This is a genomic window from Chromatiales bacterium (genome assembly GCA_024234935.1).
In the GTDB taxonomy this organism is placed as follows: Bacteria; Pseudomonadota; Gammaproteobacteria; order Steroidobacterales.
Genome location: JACKNI010000002.1, coordinates 503235 through 523775, shown reverse-complemented (window position 1 = coordinate 523775; position 20541 = coordinate 503235). Strand labels below are relative to the sequence as shown.

The window sequence follows — 20541 nt, the reverse complement described above, 5'->3', positions numbered from 1 at the left end:
CTGGAGGCGATTTTCAAGGGCAGCAGGGCGATGCGCATGGCGGAACAGTTCGATCTCATCGTGATTGGCGGCGGCAGCGGCGGCCTCGCGGCCGCGCAGCGTGCGGCGGAATATGGCGCCCGGGTCGTTGTGATCGAGTCCACGGCGCTGGGCGGGACCTGTGTCAACGTCGGCTGTGTGCCGAAGAAGCTGGTCTACAACGCGGCGAGCCTTGCACACCTGATGCACGATGCACGCGACTATGGTTTCGACGTCACCGTCAAAGGCCAGGACTGGGCGGGCTTCAAGGTCAAACGCGACGCCTACATTCAGCGCCTGAACGGTATCTATGCGGCCAACCTGGCGCGGAAGGGCATCGCGCATGTCGTGGGCCATGCGCGGTTTGGTGATCCCCACACCGTCAGGGTGGCCGGACGGACCCTGTCGGCACCGCACCTCATCATCGCTACCGGTGGCCGCCCGCAGGTACCGGATCTGCCGGGCAGTGAACTCGGGCTGGTCTCGGACGATTTCTTCGCCCTCGAGCAGCGCCCGCAGCGGGTCGCGCTGGTCGGTGCCGGTTATATCGCCGTCGAGTTTGCCGGTGCGCTGCGTGCGCTCGGTTCGGAGGTCACGCTGCTTGCTCGTCACGCCCGCGTGCTGCGGCATCTGGATGAATCGCTGCAAGAGGGCGTTCTGGAAGCGCTTTCTGCTGACGGCATCAGCTTTGTCGGTAACGCAGTGCCGGCCGGGCTGCAGCGCACAGCAGACGGTTTGCAACTTTCCACCGAGGATGGCCGCCGCCATGGGCCTTTCGATGCGCTGTTCTGGGTGATCGGCCGTGTGCCGGCTACCGCTGATCTCGGCCTCGAAGCAGCCGGTGTGCAGACCGACGAGGCTGGCTTCGTCCCGACCGATGCCTGGCAGGTAACGACCGTCCCGCATATCTATGCGCTCGGCGACGTTACGGGTCGTGCGGCGCTGACGCCGGTTGCAGTGGCCGCCGGTCGGCGTCTTGCCGACCGCGTGTTTGGCGGCATGAAAGACCGCTGCCTGGACTACAGCAACATCCCCACGGTGATTTTCAGCCATCCGCCGATCGGCACTTGCGGACTCAGTGAAGGTGAGGCCCGCGAAAAGTTCGGCGCTCAGGTCAAGGTGTACAGTTCAAGCTTCGTTCCGCTGTGGAATGGCATGACCACGCTCAAGCCAAAGACGCACATGAAGCTGGTCACGGCAGGCCCGGAGCAGAAAGTGGTCGGTTGCCACATCATGGGACCCGGCGCCGACGAGATGCTGCAGGGCTTTGCCGTGGCGATCCGCATGGGCGCCACCAAGCGCGACTTCGACGACACCGTGGCAATTCACCCAACCGCCGCCGAAGAACTCGTCACCATGCGCTAACGCTAAAAGGTGTCATAAAAGGTGTCAGATTTATTTTTCATTTTTTCTTAAAAAAGGAGCCCACCATGAACAATACGGCTGCCACATCGGTCCGCATCTGGTTCTGCATGGTTGTACTGTTGTTTATCAGTGCGCCTTTTGCGGCACACGCCTCCACTGCTGCCGAGATCGATGCCAAGGTCGATGCGGCGCTGGGCAGGCTGAAGGCCGAAGTCCCGGGCTCCGCGACGGTGCTGGCCGAAGCCAAGGGAGTGCTGGTCTTCGCCGAAGTCATCAAGGCAGGTTTCGTCATCGCCGGCGAGGGCGGTGAAGGCGCCTTGCGCATCGGCGGCAAGACGAATGGCTACTACAGCATCTTTTCCGGTTCGGTCGGTTTCCAGGCTGGCGGCCAGAAGCGCGACATCATCATGGTGTTTCTCGACGCAGAAGCGCTGAAGCAGTTTCGCGCCAGCAGCGGCTGGAAAGCCGGCGTCGACGGCAACATCACGCTGATCGACACAGGGGCGAGCGGCACCATTGATACCGCGACGCTCAAGAAGCCCATCGTCGCCTTCATGGTCGGCCAAAAGGGCCTGATGGCGGGCGTTTCGCTGGATGGCTCGAAGATCACGAAGCTGGACCGTTAAAAAGGTGCCAGATTTATTTTCCGCGCGCTGGTCGACCTCTCCCGCGATTCTCGATCCGCAGCCCTGTGCGTTGCTCGATTTCGCTGACGAAACTACGGCCGCCCGTCAGCTGGTTACGGTGTACAGCGCTGCGGATCAGTTCTACCTCGGCTGTATCGGCCGCCGTGCCTAGATACAGCGCATAGGCCCGGCGACGACGCTCGATACTCTCGTCAGGCAGGGCGGCTACCGGATCCCCATCCAGCAGGACCACCGGCGAAAGCCCCATGCGCTCGCGGTGACTGCTCCAGGCATAGTCGGCGGGATGGTCGACCATGCCGGCCCGGACCGGATTCAGCTCGACATAGCGCAGGCAGGCGAGCAGGTAAGCATCGGTGTCGATGACGCTGCTGTGGAAACGGCCGCACCAGAGTGTGCCGAGACGACGCTCAAGCCGGTTCACATAGCGGCTCTGCCGGCCGGCCAGGCGCCGCATCAGGTCCGAGATCCCCTTGTCCGGCTGGCGCGGCGTGAGCACAAGATGCACGTGGTTGGTCATCAGACACCAGGCATGAACCTCGACTTCATACCGCTGCTTCCATTCGTGCAGGTTCGCCAGGTAGTACGCGTAATCACGCGGCTCGATGAATACCGCGTTGCAGTTGTGGCCACGCTGCACGATATGGTGCGGAAACCCCGGCACCAGCAAGCGCGGCGGCCTGCCCACATGAAACCTCGGCATACTGCAAATTGAGGCTGCGAGCGTAGCCGCTGTCCTCTGTCGTAGTCAGGCCGGAAAAGGCACGAATGTGAGCAGAAATAAATCTGACACCTTTAGGGAAGCAGGACGGTTGAACCGGTCGTCTTGCGACTCTCCAGATCGCGGTGCGCCTGTGCGACATCCTTTAAGGCGTAGCGCTGGCCGATGCCGATCTTTACGGCGCCGCTCCTGATCACGCCGAACAGCTCGGCGGCACCGGCATCAAGATCGGCTTTGCTCGCGATGAAATCGAACAGCGAGGGGCGCGTGAGGTGCAAGGAGCCGCGCTTTGCAAGTTCCATCGGTGAGAAGGGCGCAACCGGGCCGGAGGCATTGCCGAAGCTCACCATGGTGCCGTGCCGGCGCAGGCAGTCGAGCGACTGCATGAAGGTGTCCTTGCCGATCGAGTCGTACACCACCGCGACACCGCCGTTCGACAGGGCTTTGACCCTGGCGACGAAGTCCGGCTCCTTGCCGAATATCGTTTCAGCGCAGCCATTGGCGCGGGCCAGCTCGGCCTTGGCCGGCGAGCTGACGACACCGATGACTTTCGCGCCCAGCGATTTTGCCCACTGACCGAGAATGGTGCCGGTGCCGCCGGCGGCGGCATAGAGCAGCACGGCATCGCCTGCCTGCACCCGGTAGCTCCGCCGCAGCAGGTACCAGGCGGTCAGCCCCTTGAGCATGGACGACGCGGCGACCTCGGCGCTGATCCCGGCCGGCAGCTTGAGCGTGCGCTCGGCGGGCCAGTTGCGCTTTTCGGCATAGGCACCGGGTGGCAAGCCGGTATAGCCGACAGCTTCGCCGACACTGAAGCCGGCAACACCCGGACCGATGGCCTCAACCACGCCGGCGGCTTCGGTGCCGAGGCCGGCGGGCAGCGTCAGCGGATAGAGTCCCGAGCGGTGATAGGTGTCGATGAAGTTGAGGCCGATGGCGGTCTGGCGAATCGTGATTTCGCCCGCGCCCGGCGGGGCCAGCTCGACCTGCTCCCATTGCAGGACCTCGGGTCCACCGAAAGAATGAATACGAATGGCACCAATCATTGCGACCGCCTGCTGGAACAAAGTGCTAAAAATGTGCCCGCGCCGCGATGCGAGACACGCGACAGTATAATCCTGCGGCACGAGACAACCTGATGAATGGCCGGTCGCAGATCGTGGCCCGCCGCCTGGGAGCCCAAGTACATGACCGAAACCATCATCATCGCCGGTGCGGGACACGCCGCCGGCCAGACCATCGTCTCGCTGCGCCAGGGCGGCTATGCCGGCAAGCTGATCCTGGTCGGCGAGGAACCCTATCTGCCCTACCAGCGTCCGCCACTGTCCAAGAAATTTCTCGCCGGTGAGCTCGACGTACCTCGCCTGCTGGTGCGTCAGGAAAAGTTCTACACGGATCATGAGGTCGATGTGCGCCTCAATACCCGGGTAACCGCCATCGACCGCGCTGCCCGTACCGCCACCCTGAGCAGCGGGGTTTCTCAACCCTGGAACAAGCTGGTAATCGCGACCGGCAGCCGGGTGCGGAAGGTGTCGCTGCCGGGCGCCGAGCTGGCGGGCGTGCACTACCTGCGTAACATCGAGGATGTGGATCGCATCCGTGACGATTTCCGGCCAGGCGCGAAGCTGGTGATCGTCGGCGCCGGCTACATCGGCCTCGAGGTGGCGGCGGTGGCCGTTACGCGCGGTCTGGACGTTACGGTAGTGGAGCTGGCCGAGCGCGTGATGGCGCGCGGCGGTGCGCCGCTGATTTCCGATTTCTTCACCCGTGTTCATCAGCAGGCCGGTGTCGATATTCGCTGCAATACCGGTATCCGGGCCTTCCATGGCGCCTTGCGCGTACAGACCGTGACCCTGAGCGACGGCAGCGAAATTCCGGCCGACCTGGTCATCGTCGGCATCGGCATCCTGCCCAATATCGAACTGGCCGAGGCAGCCGGCCTGCCCTGCGACAACGGTATCTTGGTGGACGAGTACTGCCGGACCAGCGATGCGGACATTCTGGCTGTCGGTGATTGCACCAATCATCCGAACGCCCTGCTCGGCAGGCGGCTCCGGCTCGAGTCAGTGCACAACGCGCAGGAACAGGCCAAGACCGCCGCCGACACGATACTGGGCAAGCTCGAGCCCTATGCACAGATTCCGTGGTTCTGGTCAGACCAATACGATCTCAAGCTGCAATTCGTCGGTTTGTCGGCAGCCGACCAGCAGGTTGTGGTGCGTGGTGACCCGGAGTCGCGGTCCTTTGCGGCGTTTTACCTGGACGAAGGCCGTCTGGCCGCCGTCTATGCGATCAACAGCCCGCGTGAATTCATGCTTTCCAAGAAGCTCATTGCCAGCGGCGTCCGGCCGGACCGTGCCGTACTGCGCGACATGAAGGTACCGTTCAAGGAAATCGCCGAGTCGCTGGGAGGCTGAGCGGGCGGCAGCAAAGAGTGCGCGAAATGAAAACAGCTGTTTCCGCGGCGTCGGGCCGTCTGGGCCACGCCGTTCTGCGTGAATTGCTTGCCAATACGGCGTCCGGGAATATCGTTGCCATCGCCCGCACTCCGGAGAAGGTCCTGGTCACCGGAATCGAAAAGCGCTCCGGTGATTACAACTCCGTCGAGAGCATGATCGCAGCGCTCGCCGGCATCGATACGCTGGTGATGATTTCGGCCCCGGTCGGCAATTGGGACCGCGTACTCATGCACCGGAATGTGATTGCAGCGGCCCGGCGGGCCGGCGTGCGCAAGATTGTTTTCACCAGCGTCATCGGCAACGGCCAGGAACAGGACACCTGGTTCTGGGGGACCCAGCAGGTCAACCGGCAGACCGAAGAAGATCTGAAATCATCGGGACTGGAGTGGGTGATTGCCCGCAATGGCCTTTACCTGGAGATGGATCTGCGCCACATCATTCATGCCAATGCATCCGGGGTGTACCGGAATGTCGGTGGCGAGGGCGAATGCGGCTACATCACCATCGATGAACTGGCCTTTGCAATCGCGCGCCTTGCGCAGAGCGATCGTCACAACGGGAAAACCTTCAATCTCGTCGGCCAGGACATGAGCCAGGCGGCACTGGTGCAGCTGGCAAACGAAGTGCTGGGCCTCAAGGTGCGTTACGAGACGCTCACCGACGAAGAAAACATCGCTCTGCTGATGCGGGATGAAAAAATTGCGGTGCGCGGCAAGGACGTGGCCCGCATGCTCACCGGTTGCTTTCAGTGTGTCCGGAACGGCGCTTTCAAGGTGCAGACAGATTTCGAAGCGGCGGCCGGCCGGCCGGTCAAGTCCACGCGCAGGATGATGGAAGAGCTTCGCGCTGGTCTCGGAGATTCGCTCAAGCCTGGCTGAGCCTGAAGCGCTTCAGCCCGGCCCACAGGATGAGTGCTGAAGCCGGTGCACTCAGCACGTTGACGATGGCGATCGACTGTCCGACGGCCATGTCGTCCATCAGCACATAGACCGTGATGAACCCGACCATCGTCGGCCCTGCGATGGTGGAAATCAGGTTCATGCACAGCATCCACACGGCGGATATCTGCGCCCGCATCTCGTTCGGCACCATCACCTGAATGACCGTCGGTGCTGCAGCCTGAGAGATGCAGGCGCAGAAGATCAGGGGCCCAATCAGCCACAGTGCAAGCGACGGATCAGTGCCGGTCGTCGCAAACAGGCTCAGGGGTATCAGGGCCATGGCCGCACCAATGCTGACGCGGAATGGTGCATCGGCGTAGCCGCGCCTCTGCAGAAGATCAATCAGCCATCCGCCGGAATACACCGCGGCCGGGGACAGCACGAGCAGCATCAGCCCCAGCGTGAAACCCGAGTCTGCCCGGGCAAAGCCAAGCACGCGACTCAGATAGGTGGGCGCCCAGGCCAGAACTGTGGTGATCGGTACGATCAGCAGTGCGAAGCCGGTGAAATGCGCGAGGAACAATCGCCGATGGCCGTTCATATAGGCCAGTACCTGGCGCAGCGGGATACCTGTTGCGGTACCGCTCGCCTTGCCCCGCCGCACCGGCTCCTGCACCGTCAGCATCAGCATGGCGACGAGCAGTCCCGGCAGGCCAACTGCAAAAAACGCCAGCTGCCACACTCGTACCACGCCCAGCACCGGCAGCACGCGGCCGTCCCAGGCAGCGAGCAGATGTATCGCTGCTCCGCCAACCAGGAAGGCGATGCCTGCGCCGAGCAGCGCACCGGACTGGTAAACACCGATCGCGCGGCCGAGCTTTTCACGGGGAAAGTAGTCCGAAATCATCGAATAGGCGGCCGGCGACAGCGTGGCTTCGCCGACACCCACGCCGACCCGCGCGAGAAACAGGCCGAAAAAGCTGCGCGCGAGTCCGCAGGCAGCCGTCATCAGACTCCAGATCACGATGCCTGTGGCGATGATGCTGCGCCGGCTGATCCGGTCGGAGAGCCGGCTGATCGGAATGCCAAGCAGCGCGTAGAACAGTGCGAAGGCAAAGCCCTGCAACAGGCCGATGCCAAAATCGCTGACGCCCAGGTCCGCCTTGATCGGCTCCACCAGCAGGGCGATCACGATCCGGTCAACGAACGAGAAAATGAAGGCCAGAACCAGAACGGCGACTGCGTACCAGGCCCGCAAAGGACTGGGCCAGGGGGCCGGTACGCTCAATGCCTGGAGTCCGGCGAACGGATCGTATCTGTGCTCACAATCGATGACCTTGCTGAAAACGCGATGCAATGTGCCCGGCGAATCTGCCGCAAGGTCGGCACGAAAGCAATCATCCTGGTCTTGCGGTATCCGCCATATCGTGATGGCATTGGTCGGGCCAGGGATATGCCCGGAGGGTCCGGTTATGTGCAGGCGCCTTTCAGTGCGGAGCTGGCTGCCCGTTGTCACGCTGCTCGCTTTGCAGCCCCTTGCGATTCGCGCCGACGTTCCGGCCGGTACGCGGCATGCGCGTCTGTTCGACTATGTGGGCAGCTACGAAACCGACCAGCTGCTGGCCGACCCGCGCGTCGCTCCTCTGCTGCAGCGGGTCGCAGGCAAGCAGCTAGAACACCTGAGAGAAAACATCAACGTGCTGGGCTCGGTCGATCTCGTCAGTGGCTGGCTGCAACTGGCCGGCAATGCGCCACATGGCGGTACCGAAGAAGAGGGGGTGATCTGCATCAACCCCGATCGCGCGGAAGTTCAGGCTGCCATTTTCTCCAAGGGGAAAATCATGGTCCTGTCGGAACAGACCGACTACATGAACCTGCCCCTGTGCATCAAGGACTGGATCACACAGGTGAACTCGCTGCACAACGACCGTATGGTGCAGCCATCGAACGTCAGCATGGGCCGGCGCTGATCGTCACTTGTGTTCGTTGAGTACTGCTGCGACCTGCTGCCAGGCGCCGGTATCGCCCCAGATCGGCTGATAGGCCGCCATGAATGAATCAGTTGCACGGCGGTCGGCGCCGTGATCGAGCAGAAATTCAATCACCGCCAGGTCGTAGTCGGATGGTCCCCGGTACGAGGCGAGGATCACGACCCACAGCAATGCCGGACCAACAAATTTTCTCTGCCAGGCTGAATATCCCTTGGGGGTGTCGGGCGTATCGAAAAACGGTGGCACCGTGTCACCGTGGCTGCGCATGATGTATGCATCGACGAGCCGAGCGTTCACATCGAAGCCCTTGCTGATCAGGAGTTGCAGCACCGGCCGCGGATCGGGGCCATCGGGCTGCAGACCGAACAGCGCTGCTGAAGCGCCATTGTGGTTGAGCAGCGGCGACATGCCGCCGTCCAGAAACAGTTCCAGGGCCCTGAGATCGGCGCGCATGATCGCATCGATGAATTCCTGTTCAGTCCAGCCGACACCCATGTTGCTGAGTTCCTTGCGCGGATCAACGCTGGTTTCTTTTTTCAGGGTGCCGAGTTCCTGCCGGGCTTCGCGCACATCGGACTGGATGACCGTGAGCTTTTCGTCGACCTGCACCAGTCGCTTTTCAATGATGCCGATCGAGGCCTGGGCGCGCGCAAGTCCGGGAAACATCGTGGCAAAGGCGCCAATATCTGCAGTCCGGGCATTTGCCTCGTCCGTCCGGGTGGCTTCCTGCCACACAAAAGTTGCGAACAGCAGCGGAAAGCCAACGGCGAGAAAGATCGTGGCATCGCTGGTCCAGGCGATGCCGGTCGTCGGCCTCTCGTAGTCGATCGGCCGTTGCCTGGCGACCATGCGCAGCAAGAAAGCACCAAGAGCCAGCACCAGTATGGGTGTCACGATACACAGCAGTGCCACCACGGAGCCGATTGGTTGCATCAGGTCGCCGATAAAGACGATGACCGCGTTGGCGGCGGTGAAGAAACTGAATCTGATTGCCTTGAAGCGGACGCTGAGCAGAATGCCGATATCGTGAAGGGCGCTCATTCCCGGCTGTGCCTCCCTTTTCATGCCGGCTTGGGCGTAACCCTGTCACCCGCTGCCGAGCTCGACATCATTTGATCACGGCTTTTTTGCGCCGCAAATCCAGCAGCTGAATTTTCCACCGGGGGGTGCCATCTTCCGCATATCAGCATAGACTGGCAACTCGCGGGGCTGTCCGAAAGGCAGAACCCCGGGGCCGGTACCTGACCAGGATGGTCAATGTCCAGCCAGGATGCTTCGAGTGCCGTTCGCCTGACAATCGAGAAAAAAAGGGCGAGTCGGAGATGGCCTGTACCAAATGTGGCGCCGAGAATGCGCCCACCGCGAAGTTCTGCCGTGGCTGCGGTAGCCCGTTGAGTGCCGCCGCGCCGGCGGCCGCTGCCGGTGCGCGCTGTCCGCAGTGCGAAAATGTCTGCTCACCAGCGGCGAAGTTCTGCCCGAAATGCGGCTACAGTTTCCTGAGGGCCGATACCGCGCCGGTGTCGCCGGCAGTCTCTGAACAAAAATTGTCGCCGCCGCCGCCACCACCACCACTGCCGCCGATTCCCGAGCCGAAAACTTCTGTGCCACCAGCGCCAGCCCCGCCACCGCCACGCACTCCACCGGCCCCGCCACCGAGAGCGGTACAGCCGCCCCAGCCACCCCCGGTTGCGGTACAACCCCCAAAGCGCACGGCGCCCGCAGCGGCGGGCGATGGGCCTGCTTCACGGACTCCGCTGATTATCGCGGCGGTCGCCGTGATTGCGATCGCAGCGGCGGGCGGTGGTGTGTACTACTGGAAGTACATGCGCGTATCACCCGAGCCTTCCGCGGGCTCTGCGCCGGAGATGTCCGTCGAGGCGCCTGTGGCCATGACGCCGGAACCGATGAAGCCAGAGCCGATGGCACCAGAACAAACCGCGCAAGAGCCGACGGTGGAGGAAGCCTTGCCGCCCGAGCAACCGGGTTCCGGGTCGTCACTCGTGGAATCGCCGACAACTGTTGCAACGACGACGGCAGCACCTGAAGCAGCCACCGCCCCGCCGGTGCCAGCTGCTTCGCCGCCACCGCCAGCTGCACCGGCTGGACTGCAGCCGGAGATAGCCGCACGGATCGGGACGATGCTCAGGCAGGGGCGTGAATACAAACAGCAACTCCAGTACGACAAGGCCATTGCGACGGCCGAGAGTGTGCTGATGATCGACCCCGGCAATCGCGATGCCAAACGCCTGATGAAGGACGCCAAAGAGGGTCAGCAAGCCGCGCTGAACAGTATCGAAATCGACTAGGACCGGAGGCAATTGCCATGAACAGAAGACTCATGCGTTCCGCGACAACCACATTTCTCGTCGCGTTCATCCTCAGCAGTTGCGCCTCGATGCCGGGTGGCGACCAGTCGGCAGCCGACGATTCGTCCTCCGCCTGCAATCCGCTGGTCGGGGCCGGTATCGGTGCGGTGGTTGGCGCCATCGCCAACAAGGGCAAGGGCGCGGTTGTCGGCGCCGCGGTCGGTGCTCTTGGCTGCATGGCCATCAACGCCATGAGCAAGCAGACCAAGCCGGCATCACAGGTAGAGAGTGATTTTCGCAAGAACAACAAGGGGACGCTGCCGGCAGAGCCGGTGGTCAGTGCCTACCAGGTCGTCGTACAGCCGGGTCCGACCATTGCCGCTGGTCAACCGGTGACGATCACCTCTACCAGCGAAGTCGTTTCGGGTACGGTGACACCGGTCACCGAGATCCGCGAGGAGTTTGCGCTGCTGGATCCCTCGGGCAAGGAGCAGGCGAAGAAGTCAAAAGTGCTGACGGAAAAAGGCGCTGGCTCGGGTGGCTACGAAAACCAGTTCAACTTCAAGCTGCCGCAGGGCGTGCCGCAGGGTGCGTACACGATTCGCACCACCTTGTACGTGAATGGTGCCGCTGCGAGTACCAATGATTCGAAAGTCCAGCTGGTGTTCAACGCACGCGAAAGCGCCACAGGCCGGATGGTCGCGGCGCGATAGCAAATGCCAGCCTGCAACTGAAACGATGACAAGGGGGAGATCATGAATGCAGTAGTCGGAGGAGGATCGCAGAATCGCATGGCCGGCCTGATGAGGGCCGCGGATGCCTTCAGAAACGTCCGTGCCGTCATGACCCTGTTTGCAACCTTCCTGCTCGTGTTCCTTGTGCTGGGGCTTTTTGGCCTGACCCGCTCGGCGGGCGGAATGGCCGTGGGCTTCCTGCTGGCGGTGCTGGTATGGATCGTCGGCGTTTCTTCGGCTGGTATCCAGTACATGAACCAGGTGCATGGTCTGGATGCGCGAACCGCTGATCCCGGCCTTGTCGGCGCGGTGTTTGCCGCCGGCAAACTCATCGCGCTGGCCGTGATCTTCTTTCTCTGCTCGCTGATCTTCCTGATCCCGATCGCCATCCTGCTGTTCATCTGCAAGATCCCTGGTATCGGGCCTTTCCTGCTGGCGATCGTCATTCCCGTGAGTACGGTGATGTCGGCGGTCTTCTATTTCGGCCTGTGGGTCGCTTTTGCGCTCTCCGCTCCGGCGGTCTGGGAGGGCAATACCATCATGGGCACCCTGGCGCGCGTCTATGCCATAGCTCGCAACCGCGGCTTCGAGGGTCTGGTCATGCTGATCCTGCTCTCGATACTCTGCGGTCTCGTCGCCGCGCTGGTCTTCGTCGGAATCGGCACCGGTTATGCGATGACACTGGGCATGGCCGGTTCGATCCTGAAACAGGGTATCGGCGGTGGCGGCATGCTTGGCGCCTTCGGCGGGCTGTTCTCGAGTCTCATGAATATCGCCTCGGGCATGCGCGGCGGTGGTACCGCACTGGGGATCGCGTTCGGCACGCTGCTGCTGCTCGGCCTCATGTGGCCGATCATCGTCGCGCCCTGGGTGATGGGCCTGAACCTGGTCTATGTCGGTCTCAGCGAGGGGCTGGACGCCTCAGCCGCCGAGGGGCAGCTCTCTGCCGGCCTGGCGCAGGCCCGGCAAAAGGCCACCGAGATGCAGGAACTCGCCCGGCAGCGCGCCGCCGAGATGCAGGCGCGTGCCCAGGAAGCGGCAGCCCAGCGCTCCGCGTCGATCAATCAGTCCCGCTCTGCACCGCCGCCCGCACCGTCCTGCCCCGGCTGCGGCCAGGCAGTCACGGCGGCCGATGTGTTTTGCGGCAACTGTGGGCACAAGCTGAAATAGACAATTGATCAGGGGGAAGCCAGATGGCCGCGTTTTGCACCAGCTGCGGTACGCAGCAAACAGGCGACGCTCAATTCTGTGAGAACTGCGGGGCACCCATCGTCAAACGGGCGGCACCGGGGTCCGCTGCTCCACCGGTAACACCAGCTGCCGCCGCCCGGCCGGCAGCTGGTCCGGTGAAATCAGGCAAGGGCTTCCCGGTGATGCTGGTCGTCGGTGGCCTGGTGGCACTGCTCGTCATCGGTGGACTCGTGGCGCTGCTGTTCTCCAGTGGCGGCGGCAGTCCGGCGAAAACAGCCAGCAATTTTTTCTGGGCACTTGAGCAGGGCAATGTCGAAGAGGCCAAAGGCATGATGAGCAGCCAGCTGCGCGCGGTACTCAACGACCAGAAGCTCACCATGGTCCTGGCGCAGAACCGGGCCATGGCCGAGCAGCGCGGTGGCCTGAAAGATATCGAAGTCGTGCAGGAAACCGTCAATGAACAGTCGGCCCTCGTCCGGCTGAAGCTCATTTATGGCGATGGCTACACCGATGTGCAGAATACGAAGCTGATACTGGAAGACAACGAATGGAAGATATCGGCTGACAAGTGAACAGGCGCGGCGCAATCGGCTTGTCTGGCGTCATCTTGCTGATCGCCGCATGGACAGTTGCGGCAACGCGCCCCGTCGAACCGGAGTTTCCCGCGCGGCCGGTCGTGCTGCCGGAAGCGCTGCATGAGGGGGACCTGGTTTTTCGCACCGGGCATGATGCGGTCAGCGGTGCTGTGCTGGCCCTGGATCCCACGCCGCAGTTCTCGCACGTGGGGATTCTCGCGCGACGTGATGGCGCCTGGGTGGTGATCCACAGTCTGCCGCCGGCATTTCCCGGCGATCGGGATGGCGTCCGCGTCGAGCCGCTGCGTGACTATCTGTCGACCGGCAACGCGCGCCAGGCAGCGGTTTACCGGCTGGCTGGCGGCTCCCGGGAACAGGTCCGGGCGGCTGTCATGGAAGCATTCAGCTACGACCGGAAACACACGGCTTTCGATGGCGACTTCGACCTCAAAGATCACCGCCGTCTGTACTGCACTGAACTCGTCTGGCTGGCGTTTCGCAAGGCCGGAGTTGATCTGGCACCGACACCGGACTGGCTCGATCTTCCCTTGCGTGCGGGGTATTACGTGCTGCCCAGCACCCTTATCCATAGCGGGGCGCTGACACCGGTGAGCTGAGTTCCAGGCCGCTGCCGCATCATCGGCTGCGCAGCGGCGGTGGACTGGCCTTGAGCGAGAGCTGCCAGCCCGGTTCACCTGTGGTGGCCGGCAGCAGGCTTTCGCGGATCTCGCCAATGTAGCCGGCATAGCGGCCAGCAGCACCGCTGACGCCGGCCAGCGTTCCGGCGGGCGGCGGCACAGAAAGCGCGTAGGCCGGTTCCGCGTTCGCATTGGCACCCGGCAGCATGGTCAGGAACCGGTCCTGCACCATTGGCCAGTAGTTGCTGTAACCACTGGCTAAGACGCTGCCCTCGCCGGGCCAGAAAAGATTCCAGTAATCCAGCGTGCCGAGCTGTGCGCGCCACAGAGCGTTCTGCTCGGCCAGCGTTGAAACCTTGACGGCCAGCGCGGCCGGACGCCCATTGCCGGCCGGCAAGACGATGATCGCAATGCGCAGATTCGCCAGCGCCGGCGCAGCCAGCGCTGTTTCGCCGGAGCGTGTGCCACCACGGAGCAGGCTGACGAGATCCGGACTCATGCCGCGGTAATCGTCCATCCGATAGCTCTTGTCCGGCACCAGATCTGCTTTCAGCGGTGCCAGCGGCCCACGTACCATCAGCGGATTGAAAAGCAGCAGCGCTGCGCCGGCAACGATGCCAAGTATCAGCCCGAGAATGCCGATCAGCCAGCGCATCGTCACTCGACCCTTTCGCTCAGGGTGGAGAGGATGATCCGGCCATGGGTGCTGCCGTCCGGGTTGATACCGTCAAGTTTCCAGGTTTCGCTGAAGCTGCCGGACAATCCGGCAAACTCGCTGGTGCCGCGCAGAATCCGGCCGGCGTAGCGGGGTGTGGCTGCAGTGATGCGCCGCTCCCTGGTGTTGTTCCAGAGTGCCCGGCTCTGCATCATGCTGAGCGCAATTACGCCGTTCAGGGTGTCGCGTTGACGCGCCGTGGTGTCGAAGGCATCGGGCTGGCTGAGAAAGATCGCACCGCGACTGGGTATTACCACCAGCCAGTTGGATACGGAGCGGTTCGTATCGGCGATGGCGCCACCGGTGCCGGCCATGCGGCTGGCTACCCCGATGACGTTGTCGTCCGTATCGCGTACGCGAAATATTTCTGCCGATACCCGCTGACCGGCGCTGTCTTCAAGGACGGCAGCGCCTGTTACCGCATCTGCCGGCAGCCCCGTACCGCTTTCACCGTTGCGCCTGATGCGGTCATCTGGCCAGCGGATGATGAAATCTTCCTGTCGCCCGCCATCGGGGAGTACGGTCGTCAGCGAACGGTACCGTGCGTGCTCAGGCAGCGGCCAGAAACTGGCGGCCAGTCCGGTGAGCAGCAGACCAGCAACAAAAGTGCCGACAAATAGCCGCGACATCTTCGGGCCCCACCCGCTGAACAGTCGTACGGTCAGTGTAAACGCCCGTCCCGGACAGCAACAGTGCGGCCGTCACGTCGCCTGCGCGATGAATCGGGCTCAGGCCAGGTAGCGCGCCAGATATTCGTCGAAATCCAGTTCGTCGCTGGCTTCCATCTGCGCCTGTCTGCGCAGCGAGTCGTCGGCTTCGGCAGCGAGAGCCTCACGATGCTGGTTCAGATCTGCGCCCAGCGACAGGAAGTAGTCGCGGGTGCGCCTGGCCAGGTCCAGACCATAGCTGGCCAGCGAAAGCTGCTTGTCGCGCAGTTCCGCAATGAGTGCTGCGGAGGGCGTCAGGGATGAATCCTCCACAATCCGCGCATGATGCCGTACTGCCTCGACATGTCCCTGCCTCCCGTCCGGATCCAGAAGCCGGGCGACTGCCTCCATCTCGCGGCAGATCGCGATACCCCACTCCGGCAGGGATATCTCACCCTCGCCGCGTGCCAGCTGCAGACCCGGCTCGCGCCCGCGCCGCGCCACCAGGCCGTGATTCCGGTCGATGCACTCCTGCTCGGCAGCAGAGATGGGCGGGCTGTCGAGCAGCAGGCAGTAAATCAGGAAGACTTCCAGAAAACGCATTTGTCTCTGGTTGAGGCCGACCGGGTCCGACGGGCTGATATCAAGGGCCCGCAGCTCGACGTATTGCACGCCGCCGCGGAGCAGTGCTGCCGTGGGTCGTTCGCCCGGCTCGATGACGCGCTTGGGCCGGATCGTGCTGTAGAACTCGTTCTCGATCTGCAGCTGGTTGGCGTTGAGCTGGCGATACTCGCCATCGACTTTCACGCCGATACGCGCGAACTCGGCTCGCGGCAAATGCGTAGCCTCGCTGAGGTCCCGGACGTATTCGTCGAGGCTGTTCGCTGAAACGACGAGATTTGCCTGCGCGTCGTTGCGATAGCCGAGATCGCTCATGCGCAGCGAGGTGGCCCAGGGACCATACAGGGTTGCGGAATCCAGCTCTTCGAGTCCTGATTCGCGGCCCTGTACAAAGCTCTTGCACAACGCGGGCGAGGCGCCGAAGAGGTACAGCAGCAACCAGTCCATACGCCGGACGTTGCGCACCGCACTGAGGTATGCGGCGGAGCGGAAGTCCTGCGGTGCGGAATCGTCTGCTTCGAGTTCGCGGTAAAGCGGCCAGAAGGCATCCGGCAGCGAATAGTTGTAATGCACACCGGAGATCGCCTGCATGATGCTGCCGTAGCGGTGGCCGAGGCCGCGCCGGTAGATGGTTTTCATGCGGCCGATATTGGATGTGCCGTAGTAGGCGATAGGCACATCGGCATCGCTCGTGATCCGGCACGGCATGCTGAGTGGCCACAGCAACTCGTCGCCGATCCGCTCCATCGTGAACTGGTGGATGTCGCAGAGAAACTGGATCGTCTGCCAGTTCCAGGACTGGGGCGGTGTGACGAATTCGAGCAGCGCTTCGGAATAATCAGTGGTAATCCAGGCGTTGGTCAGTGCCGAGCCGAGTGCCTTCGGGTGCGGGGTCCGGGCCAGCCGGCCATCCGGCGTGATGCGCAGGCACTCCCGCTCCACGCCACGCAGCCCGCCACGTACCAGGCCGGCTGCCTCTGGCGCTGACAGTCTGAGCAAGCGGTTTTCGAGCAGATCTCCCACGCATGTTCCTCTGCGTTTTCTGGTTGTTCCGGTCAGCTGCGGTTCTGGCCAGCGCGCCAGATTACACGTTATCCCTGCACTGATCTGCCCAAAGTCCGCCACCTGGCAATCACCCGGCCAGGTTTACAGTGACAAGCCGTGTTACTGGTCCGTCGGAATGACCGCCGGGTCGGCAAGCAGGCGGATCTCGACGCGCTGGTTGGCACGCGCTGCGCGGTTCCACTCGCCGGCAGTTACGCCATCGGTGGCTGCCGGATAGGGGACGCGCGGCTCCGTGTTGCCGAAGGCTTCGGTCTCGATGCGGATGGGTCCGCTGCTGATGGCGGGATCAGCAAGAAAGTTGGCGAATGCCACCGACTGCCGGCCGGATTCGGTACGCGCTTCGCTGGCCGGAAGGCCGAGACGGTCACAGCGCGTTATCGGCAGCTCATCCGCAGCCAGCTTCCAGCTGGCATCACCGGCACGTCGCATGCAGAAGTCCCCGACATGGCTTTCGAGCCGCACCGTGCCACGAAAATCCAGGCTGCGCAGCCTGTCGAGCAGGCCCTTCAGCATCTCGAGCCGGGTGTCGCCCAAGGGCAGCTCATCCGGCGGATAACTCGCCGCCTGATTGACGCTCCATTCGAGCGCAGCGGCAATTCCGGCTGAACGGTCCACCGCCGCGGCCGTGGTGCCGGTTACCGGCGATGATTTGCCGGAACCGGGTGTGCGGCCCGCCCGCTGCTCGCCCAGCGCCCTGACCAGCCCGAGATTCTGGCGGGCGACCTCGCGCCAGCGGGTTTCGGAATCGAGATGCAGCCAGAATGAAATTGCCGCGACGACGGTCAGGATCGCCACCAGTGCACCTGCCGGCCAGAATGGCAGCTGTGTGCGGCCGGTTGCCGCCTTCACTGCGCCGGACGAATTTTCCGGCCGCTCGCCCATCACCTGCCGGACGGTGGCTTCGAGGTCGGTGCGCAAGGCGCGATTGTGGTCGGCGAGCATCTCCTGCAGCCAGCGATGCAGGTCAGACCAGTCAGCGGGTGAATTCACCGACTCGATACCCGAGAGCCCCGACGGGCTGTCGCCGGCGCGGCGGGCATGCACCGGCTCCGAGCCGGACAGCAGGCGCAGGGAGCGCAGCACTTCGGTCACTTCAACCGGCTTGATCTGCTTTGGCAATACACCGACGGCGCCAAGCGCGCGGGCCTGTCCCACATACAGGTCGCCGGACTGCGAGGTGTACATCATCACGGGGATGGTGGCCGTGGCGGGGTTTTCCTTGATGGCCTTCACCGCCTGGAAGCCATCCATGCCCGGCATCATGTGATCCATGAAGATCACATCCGGTCGATTTGCGCTCAGGTATTCGAGCGCCGCTTCGGCAGATTCGGCCGTTTCCACCCGCAGCTCGTGGGCTTCGAGCATGCGTCGCAGAACCTCGCGGGCAGTCCGCGAATCATCGACGATCAGCGCGCATTTGTAGCCCATGCCAGGGGCGACCCCGACGCCAGATGGCGATGCCGGCATTCTAAACCCCGTAATGGCAGCAACGTGCGCGCTGCAACACAGTTGGCGCCATCAGCCTGCCGATGTGCCATAAGCAACTTGTCCACGCCGCGCCCGGTCGTCATGCTAGGCCCACGTGAATGACCCGCATGGGGTATGGCCCGGTCTATGCAGTCTCGTTTCAAGGCGCTCCGGTACGTTCTGGTATTTGCCGCCAGCGGCTTCGCGCCGGTGTATGCAGCGCCGTCGCTGGCGGTGACACTGGCGAACGCCGTGATCGGCCTGCTCGTGGTCGTGCTGCTCGTGGGACTGATCGTTACCCGGCTGCGGCTCCGGCGCCGGAGCCGGATGATCCGCGAACTGGCCGCGACGGTGGAAGGGCTCACGCACGTCGAGCATGTCGGCGAACTCAAGCCGCCCGCACCCGGCGAACTGCATGGCCTGGCCGACGAGCTTGAACGCCTGCGCGTCGCCCTGCTGAAGGCGAGCAGTTCCCACGAATATCTGAGCCAGGTTATCCGTACCCTCAGGGATGCGCTCATCGTCACGCGCACCGACGGGAGCATCAACCGGGTGAATCCCGCAGCCGAACGCCTGCTCGGCAGGGATAATGCGGAACTGTGCGGCCAGCCGCTGATCAGCCTGGTTGCCGAAAACCAGCGTGCCGATTTTTCCCTCAGCGACAACCAGGGGCGTACGCGCGAGACCATATTATTGAATGCCGCCGGTGATGCAGTACCGGTGACCTATAGCTGTGCGGAACTCGGCAGTGAGGATCCGGCACTCCGCGGCCACGTGATTACCGTACACAACATCAGTGAGCGAAAGCTCGCCGAGCAGCGCATCCGTTATCTGGCGCGCATCGATGCGCTGACCAAGGTGCCGAACCGCATGCAGTTCCAGCATCTGCTGCAGCGGGCGCTGGCGCGCGCGCGACGTGGCAAGCATCGCCTGGCGCTGATCTACATGGATGTAGACAAGTTCAAGGAGATCAACGACACCTTCGGGCATACGGCGGGCGACCTCTGCCTGGAAACGCTCACCACGAGGCTGCGCAACCTGTTGCCTGAAGGTTCTGTCATCGGCCGTATGGCCGGCGACGAGTTCGGGGTGGTGCTCGACAACCTTGATCCGGGGCGCAATCTGCGCGCCGAGGTCGTGGCGACGACGCGCCTGCTGCAGGAGGCAATCAGCGAGCCGCTGATGTTTCAGGGTCACCAGATCTATACCACGGTCAGCGCGGGGATTTCCCTGTATCCGGCTGACGGCAACAACGTCATCGACCTGATCCGCAACGCCGATGCCGCGCTCTATCGCGCCAAACGCCAGGGTGGCGGCGCACTCGACGTCTATCACCCGGACATGAACGCTGCAGCGGTTGACCGGCTGATGCTGAAGAGCCGTCTCCGCAAGGCTTTCGAGAAGAACGAACTCCGCGTTCACTACCAGCCCAAGGTTGATCTGCGTGACGGCTCGATCGCCGGCGCCGAGGCGCTGGTGCGCTGGGAGCTGACCGACCGTGGTCTGGTATTGCCCTCCGAGTTCATCCCGCTGGCCGAAGAGAGCAACCTGATACTCGAACTCGGTGAGTGGGTGCTGGACCGGGTCTGTCGCGACTATCGCAGCCTGCGGGACAGCGACATCAACCCGGGCCGGATCTCCGTCAACCTGTCACTGCGCCAGCTCAAACAGCGCGACTTCATCAGCCGGGTCAGCGCCATCTGCAGCAAGCACGGTGTTTCGCCCGACAGCCTCGAACTGGAAATCACCGAAACCACGCTGATGGAGGATCCGGTACGTACGACGCGAATCCTCACCGAACTGCACCAGATGGGCTTGCGCCTGGCCATCGACGATTTCGGCACCGGCTATTCATCGCTGAGCGCGCTCCAGCAGTTTCCGATTGCCACGCTGAAGATCGACCAGTCTTTTGTCCGCCACGCGACAACCGGCCACGACCAGGCCACCATCGTCGCGCTGATCATCGAGATGGGTCATACGCTGCGCCTCGACGTGGTGGCCGAAGGCGTGGAGTCGGAAGAGCAGCTGCGCTTTCTGAAGGCGCTGAACTGCGACTACGCGCAGGGCCTGCTGTTTGGCCGGGTGATGGCCGCAGATGATTTCCGTGATCTGTTGCTGGATCAGGGCGGCACAGCCGGCCGCTATCGCAGCCTGTTCGCCCGCGGCTGAGGCTGCGTCGAAATCGGCCTTAGAGGCCGGGGCCTATCAGTACGAGGCGCCGGCCGGGTCTCGCTCGCTGCCCAAGGGCTGTTGCGCTGCACCTTGACGAACCCCGCGGCGCAACCGTCTGCAGCATCTCTCGGCTTGCGCTACCGCAGGTCGTTGGCAACAGGCCCTTTGAGCGCCTTATCTGCTTTCGCAGGTCGTTACGGTTTGTGCGGCCAGGGCCGCCGCACTGGACTTGAGAGTCACTGCGGGCGTAGCCTACCCTCTCAACAATGCAGCTCTGTGGCAACTTGTCCAATTGAAGAACCCGTCACGAACCACCCTGGCTCTATTCGCG

At 63.1% G+C, this 20541-nt stretch carries 19 protein-coding genes and 1 pseudogene; 12 read left to right on the top strand and 8 right to left on the bottom strand.

Going from position 1 to position 20541, the window contains the following annotated elements; genetic code table 11:
• Positions 1-36 precede the first annotated feature (36 nt).
• The gene (gene gorA, locus H6979_07830; protein MCP5139749.1) at positions 37-1383 is read left to right on the top strand and encodes a glutathione-disulfide reductase; all 1347 of its coding nucleotides are present in this window, start codon (positions 37-39) and stop codon (positions 1381-1383) included.
• Positions 1384-1448: 65 nt separating this feature from the next.
• Entirely contained in the window at positions 1449-2009 is a 561-nt protein-coding gene (locus tag H6979_07825; GenBank protein MCP5139748.1) for a hypothetical protein, read from the top strand.
• Positions 2010-2022: 13 nt separating this feature from the next.
• Here H6979_07825 and H6979_07820 read toward each other — a convergent pair whose 3' ends face one another.
• Together H6979_07820 and H6979_07815 are read right to left on the bottom strand one after the other, a co-directional pair.
• Positions 2023-2715: a transposase gene (locus H6979_07820; GenBank protein MCP5139747.1), complete on the bottom strand. Its 693-nt coding sequence runs from the start codon at positions 2713-2715 to the stop codon at positions 2023-2025.
• A 107-nt stretch (positions 2716-2822) separates the two neighbouring features.
• Positions 2823-3794, bottom strand: coding sequence for a quinone oxidoreductase (locus H6979_07815; protein MCP5139746.1), 972 nt, complete (start codon positions 3792-3794; stop codon positions 2823-2825).
• Positions 3795-3935: 141 nt separating this feature from the next.
• Here H6979_07815 and H6979_07810 point away from each other — a divergent pair, with 141 nt between their 5' ends.
• Together H6979_07810 and H6979_07805 are read left to right on the top strand one after the other, a co-directional pair.
• Positions 3936-5165 carry an FAD-dependent oxidoreductase gene (locus tag H6979_07810; protein MCP5139745.1) on the top strand — a complete coding sequence of 410 codons (1230 nt, stop codon included), beginning with the start codon at positions 3936-3938 and terminating at the stop codon, positions 5163-5165.
• 26 nt (positions 5166-5191) lie between these two features.
• Positions 5192-6085 (top strand): NAD(P)H-binding protein, encoded by an 894-nt coding sequence (locus H6979_07805; GenBank protein MCP5139744.1) that lies wholly within the window; start codon positions 5192-5194, stop codon positions 6083-6085.
• Here the strand turns inward: H6979_07805 and H6979_07800 are convergent.
• Complete coding sequence (locus tag H6979_07800; GenBank protein ID MCP5139743.1) at positions 6072-7376, bottom strand: MFS transporter; 1305 nt, start codon at positions 7374-7376, stop codon at positions 6072-6074. The genes H6979_07805 and H6979_07800 overlap by 14 nt on opposite strands.
• 184 nt (positions 7377-7560) lie before the next feature.
• On the opposite strand from H6979_07800, the gene H6979_07795 reads away from it, so the two are divergent.
• Positions 7561-8058, top strand: coding sequence for a hypothetical protein (locus tag H6979_07795; protein MCP5139742.1), 498 nt, complete (start codon positions 7561-7563; stop codon positions 8056-8058).
• 3 nt (positions 8059-8061) lie between these two features.
• On the opposite strand, the gene H6979_07790 is transcribed toward H6979_07795, so the two are convergent.
• On the bottom strand, positions 8062-9120 hold the full coding sequence (locus H6979_07790; GenBank protein MCP5139741.1) for a hypothetical protein: 1059 nt from the start codon (positions 9118-9120) through the stop codon (positions 8062-8064).
• A 281-nt stretch (positions 9121-9401) separates the two neighbouring features.
• On the opposite strand from H6979_07790, the gene H6979_07785 reads away from it, so the two are divergent.
• The 6 genes and pseudogenes from H6979_07785 (at position 9402) to H6979_07760 (ending at position 13502) form a co-directional block, all read left to right on the top strand.
• Positions 9402-10385, top strand: coding sequence for a zinc ribbon domain-containing protein (locus H6979_07785; protein ID MCP5139740.1), 984 nt, complete (start codon positions 9402-9404; stop codon positions 10383-10385).
• A gap of 17 nt (positions 10386-10402) precedes the next feature.
• Positions 10403-11098, top strand: a complete 696-nt coding sequence (locus tag H6979_07780) for a hypothetical protein (protein MCP5139739.1) — start codon at positions 10403-10405, stop codon at positions 11096-11098.
• 78 nt (positions 11099-11176) lie between these two features.
• Complete coding sequence (locus H6979_07775) at positions 11177-12289, top strand: hypothetical protein (GenBank protein MCP5139738.1); 1113 nt, start codon at positions 11177-11179, stop codon at positions 12287-12289.
• A gap of 23 nt (positions 12290-12312) precedes the next feature.
• A pseudogene (locus tag H6979_07770) lies at positions 12313-12390 on the top strand (zinc-ribbon domain-containing protein).
• Positions 12391-12465: 75 nt separating this feature from the next.
• Positions 12466-12882 carry a DUF4878 domain-containing protein gene (locus H6979_07765; GenBank protein ID MCP5139737.1) on the top strand — a complete coding sequence of 139 codons (417 nt, stop codon included), beginning with the start codon at positions 12466-12468 and terminating at the stop codon, positions 12880-12882.
• A 20-nt stretch (positions 12883-12902) separates the two neighbouring features.
• Complete coding sequence (locus tag H6979_07760; GenBank protein MCP5139736.1) at positions 12903-13502, top strand: hypothetical protein; 600 nt, start codon at positions 12903-12905, stop codon at positions 13500-13502.
• A 19-nt stretch (positions 13503-13521) separates the two neighbouring features.
• Here H6979_07760 and H6979_07755 read toward each other — a convergent pair whose 3' ends face one another.
• From H6979_07755 to H6979_07740, 4 genes are all read right to left on the bottom strand, one after another.
• Positions 13522-14178 (bottom strand): hypothetical protein, encoded by a 657-nt coding sequence (locus H6979_07755; protein ID MCP5139735.1) that lies wholly within the window; start codon positions 14176-14178, stop codon positions 13522-13524.
• 2 nt (positions 14179-14180) lie between these two features.
• The gene (locus H6979_07750; protein MCP5139734.1) at positions 14181-14867 is read right to left on the bottom strand and encodes a hypothetical protein; all 687 of its coding nucleotides are present in this window, start codon (positions 14865-14867) and stop codon (positions 14181-14183) included.
• A gap of 99 nt (positions 14868-14966) precedes the next feature.
• Positions 14967-16529: a glutamate--cysteine ligase gene (locus H6979_07745; GenBank protein MCP5139733.1), complete on the bottom strand. Its 1563-nt coding sequence runs from the start codon at positions 16527-16529 to the stop codon at positions 14967-14969.
• A 141-nt stretch (positions 16530-16670) separates the two neighbouring features.
• On the bottom strand, positions 16671-17999 hold the full coding sequence (locus H6979_07740) for a response regulator (protein MCP5139732.1): 1329 nt from the start codon (positions 17997-17999) through the stop codon (positions 16671-16673).
• Between the two features lie 186 nt (positions 18000-18185).
• Between H6979_07740 and H6979_07735 the strand changes: the two genes are divergently transcribed.
• The gene (locus H6979_07735) at positions 18186-20207 is read left to right on the top strand and encodes an EAL domain-containing protein (protein MCP5139731.1); all 2022 of its coding nucleotides are present in this window, start codon (positions 18186-18188) and stop codon (positions 20205-20207) included.
• The last annotated feature ends 334 nt before the right edge of the window (positions 20208-20541 follow it).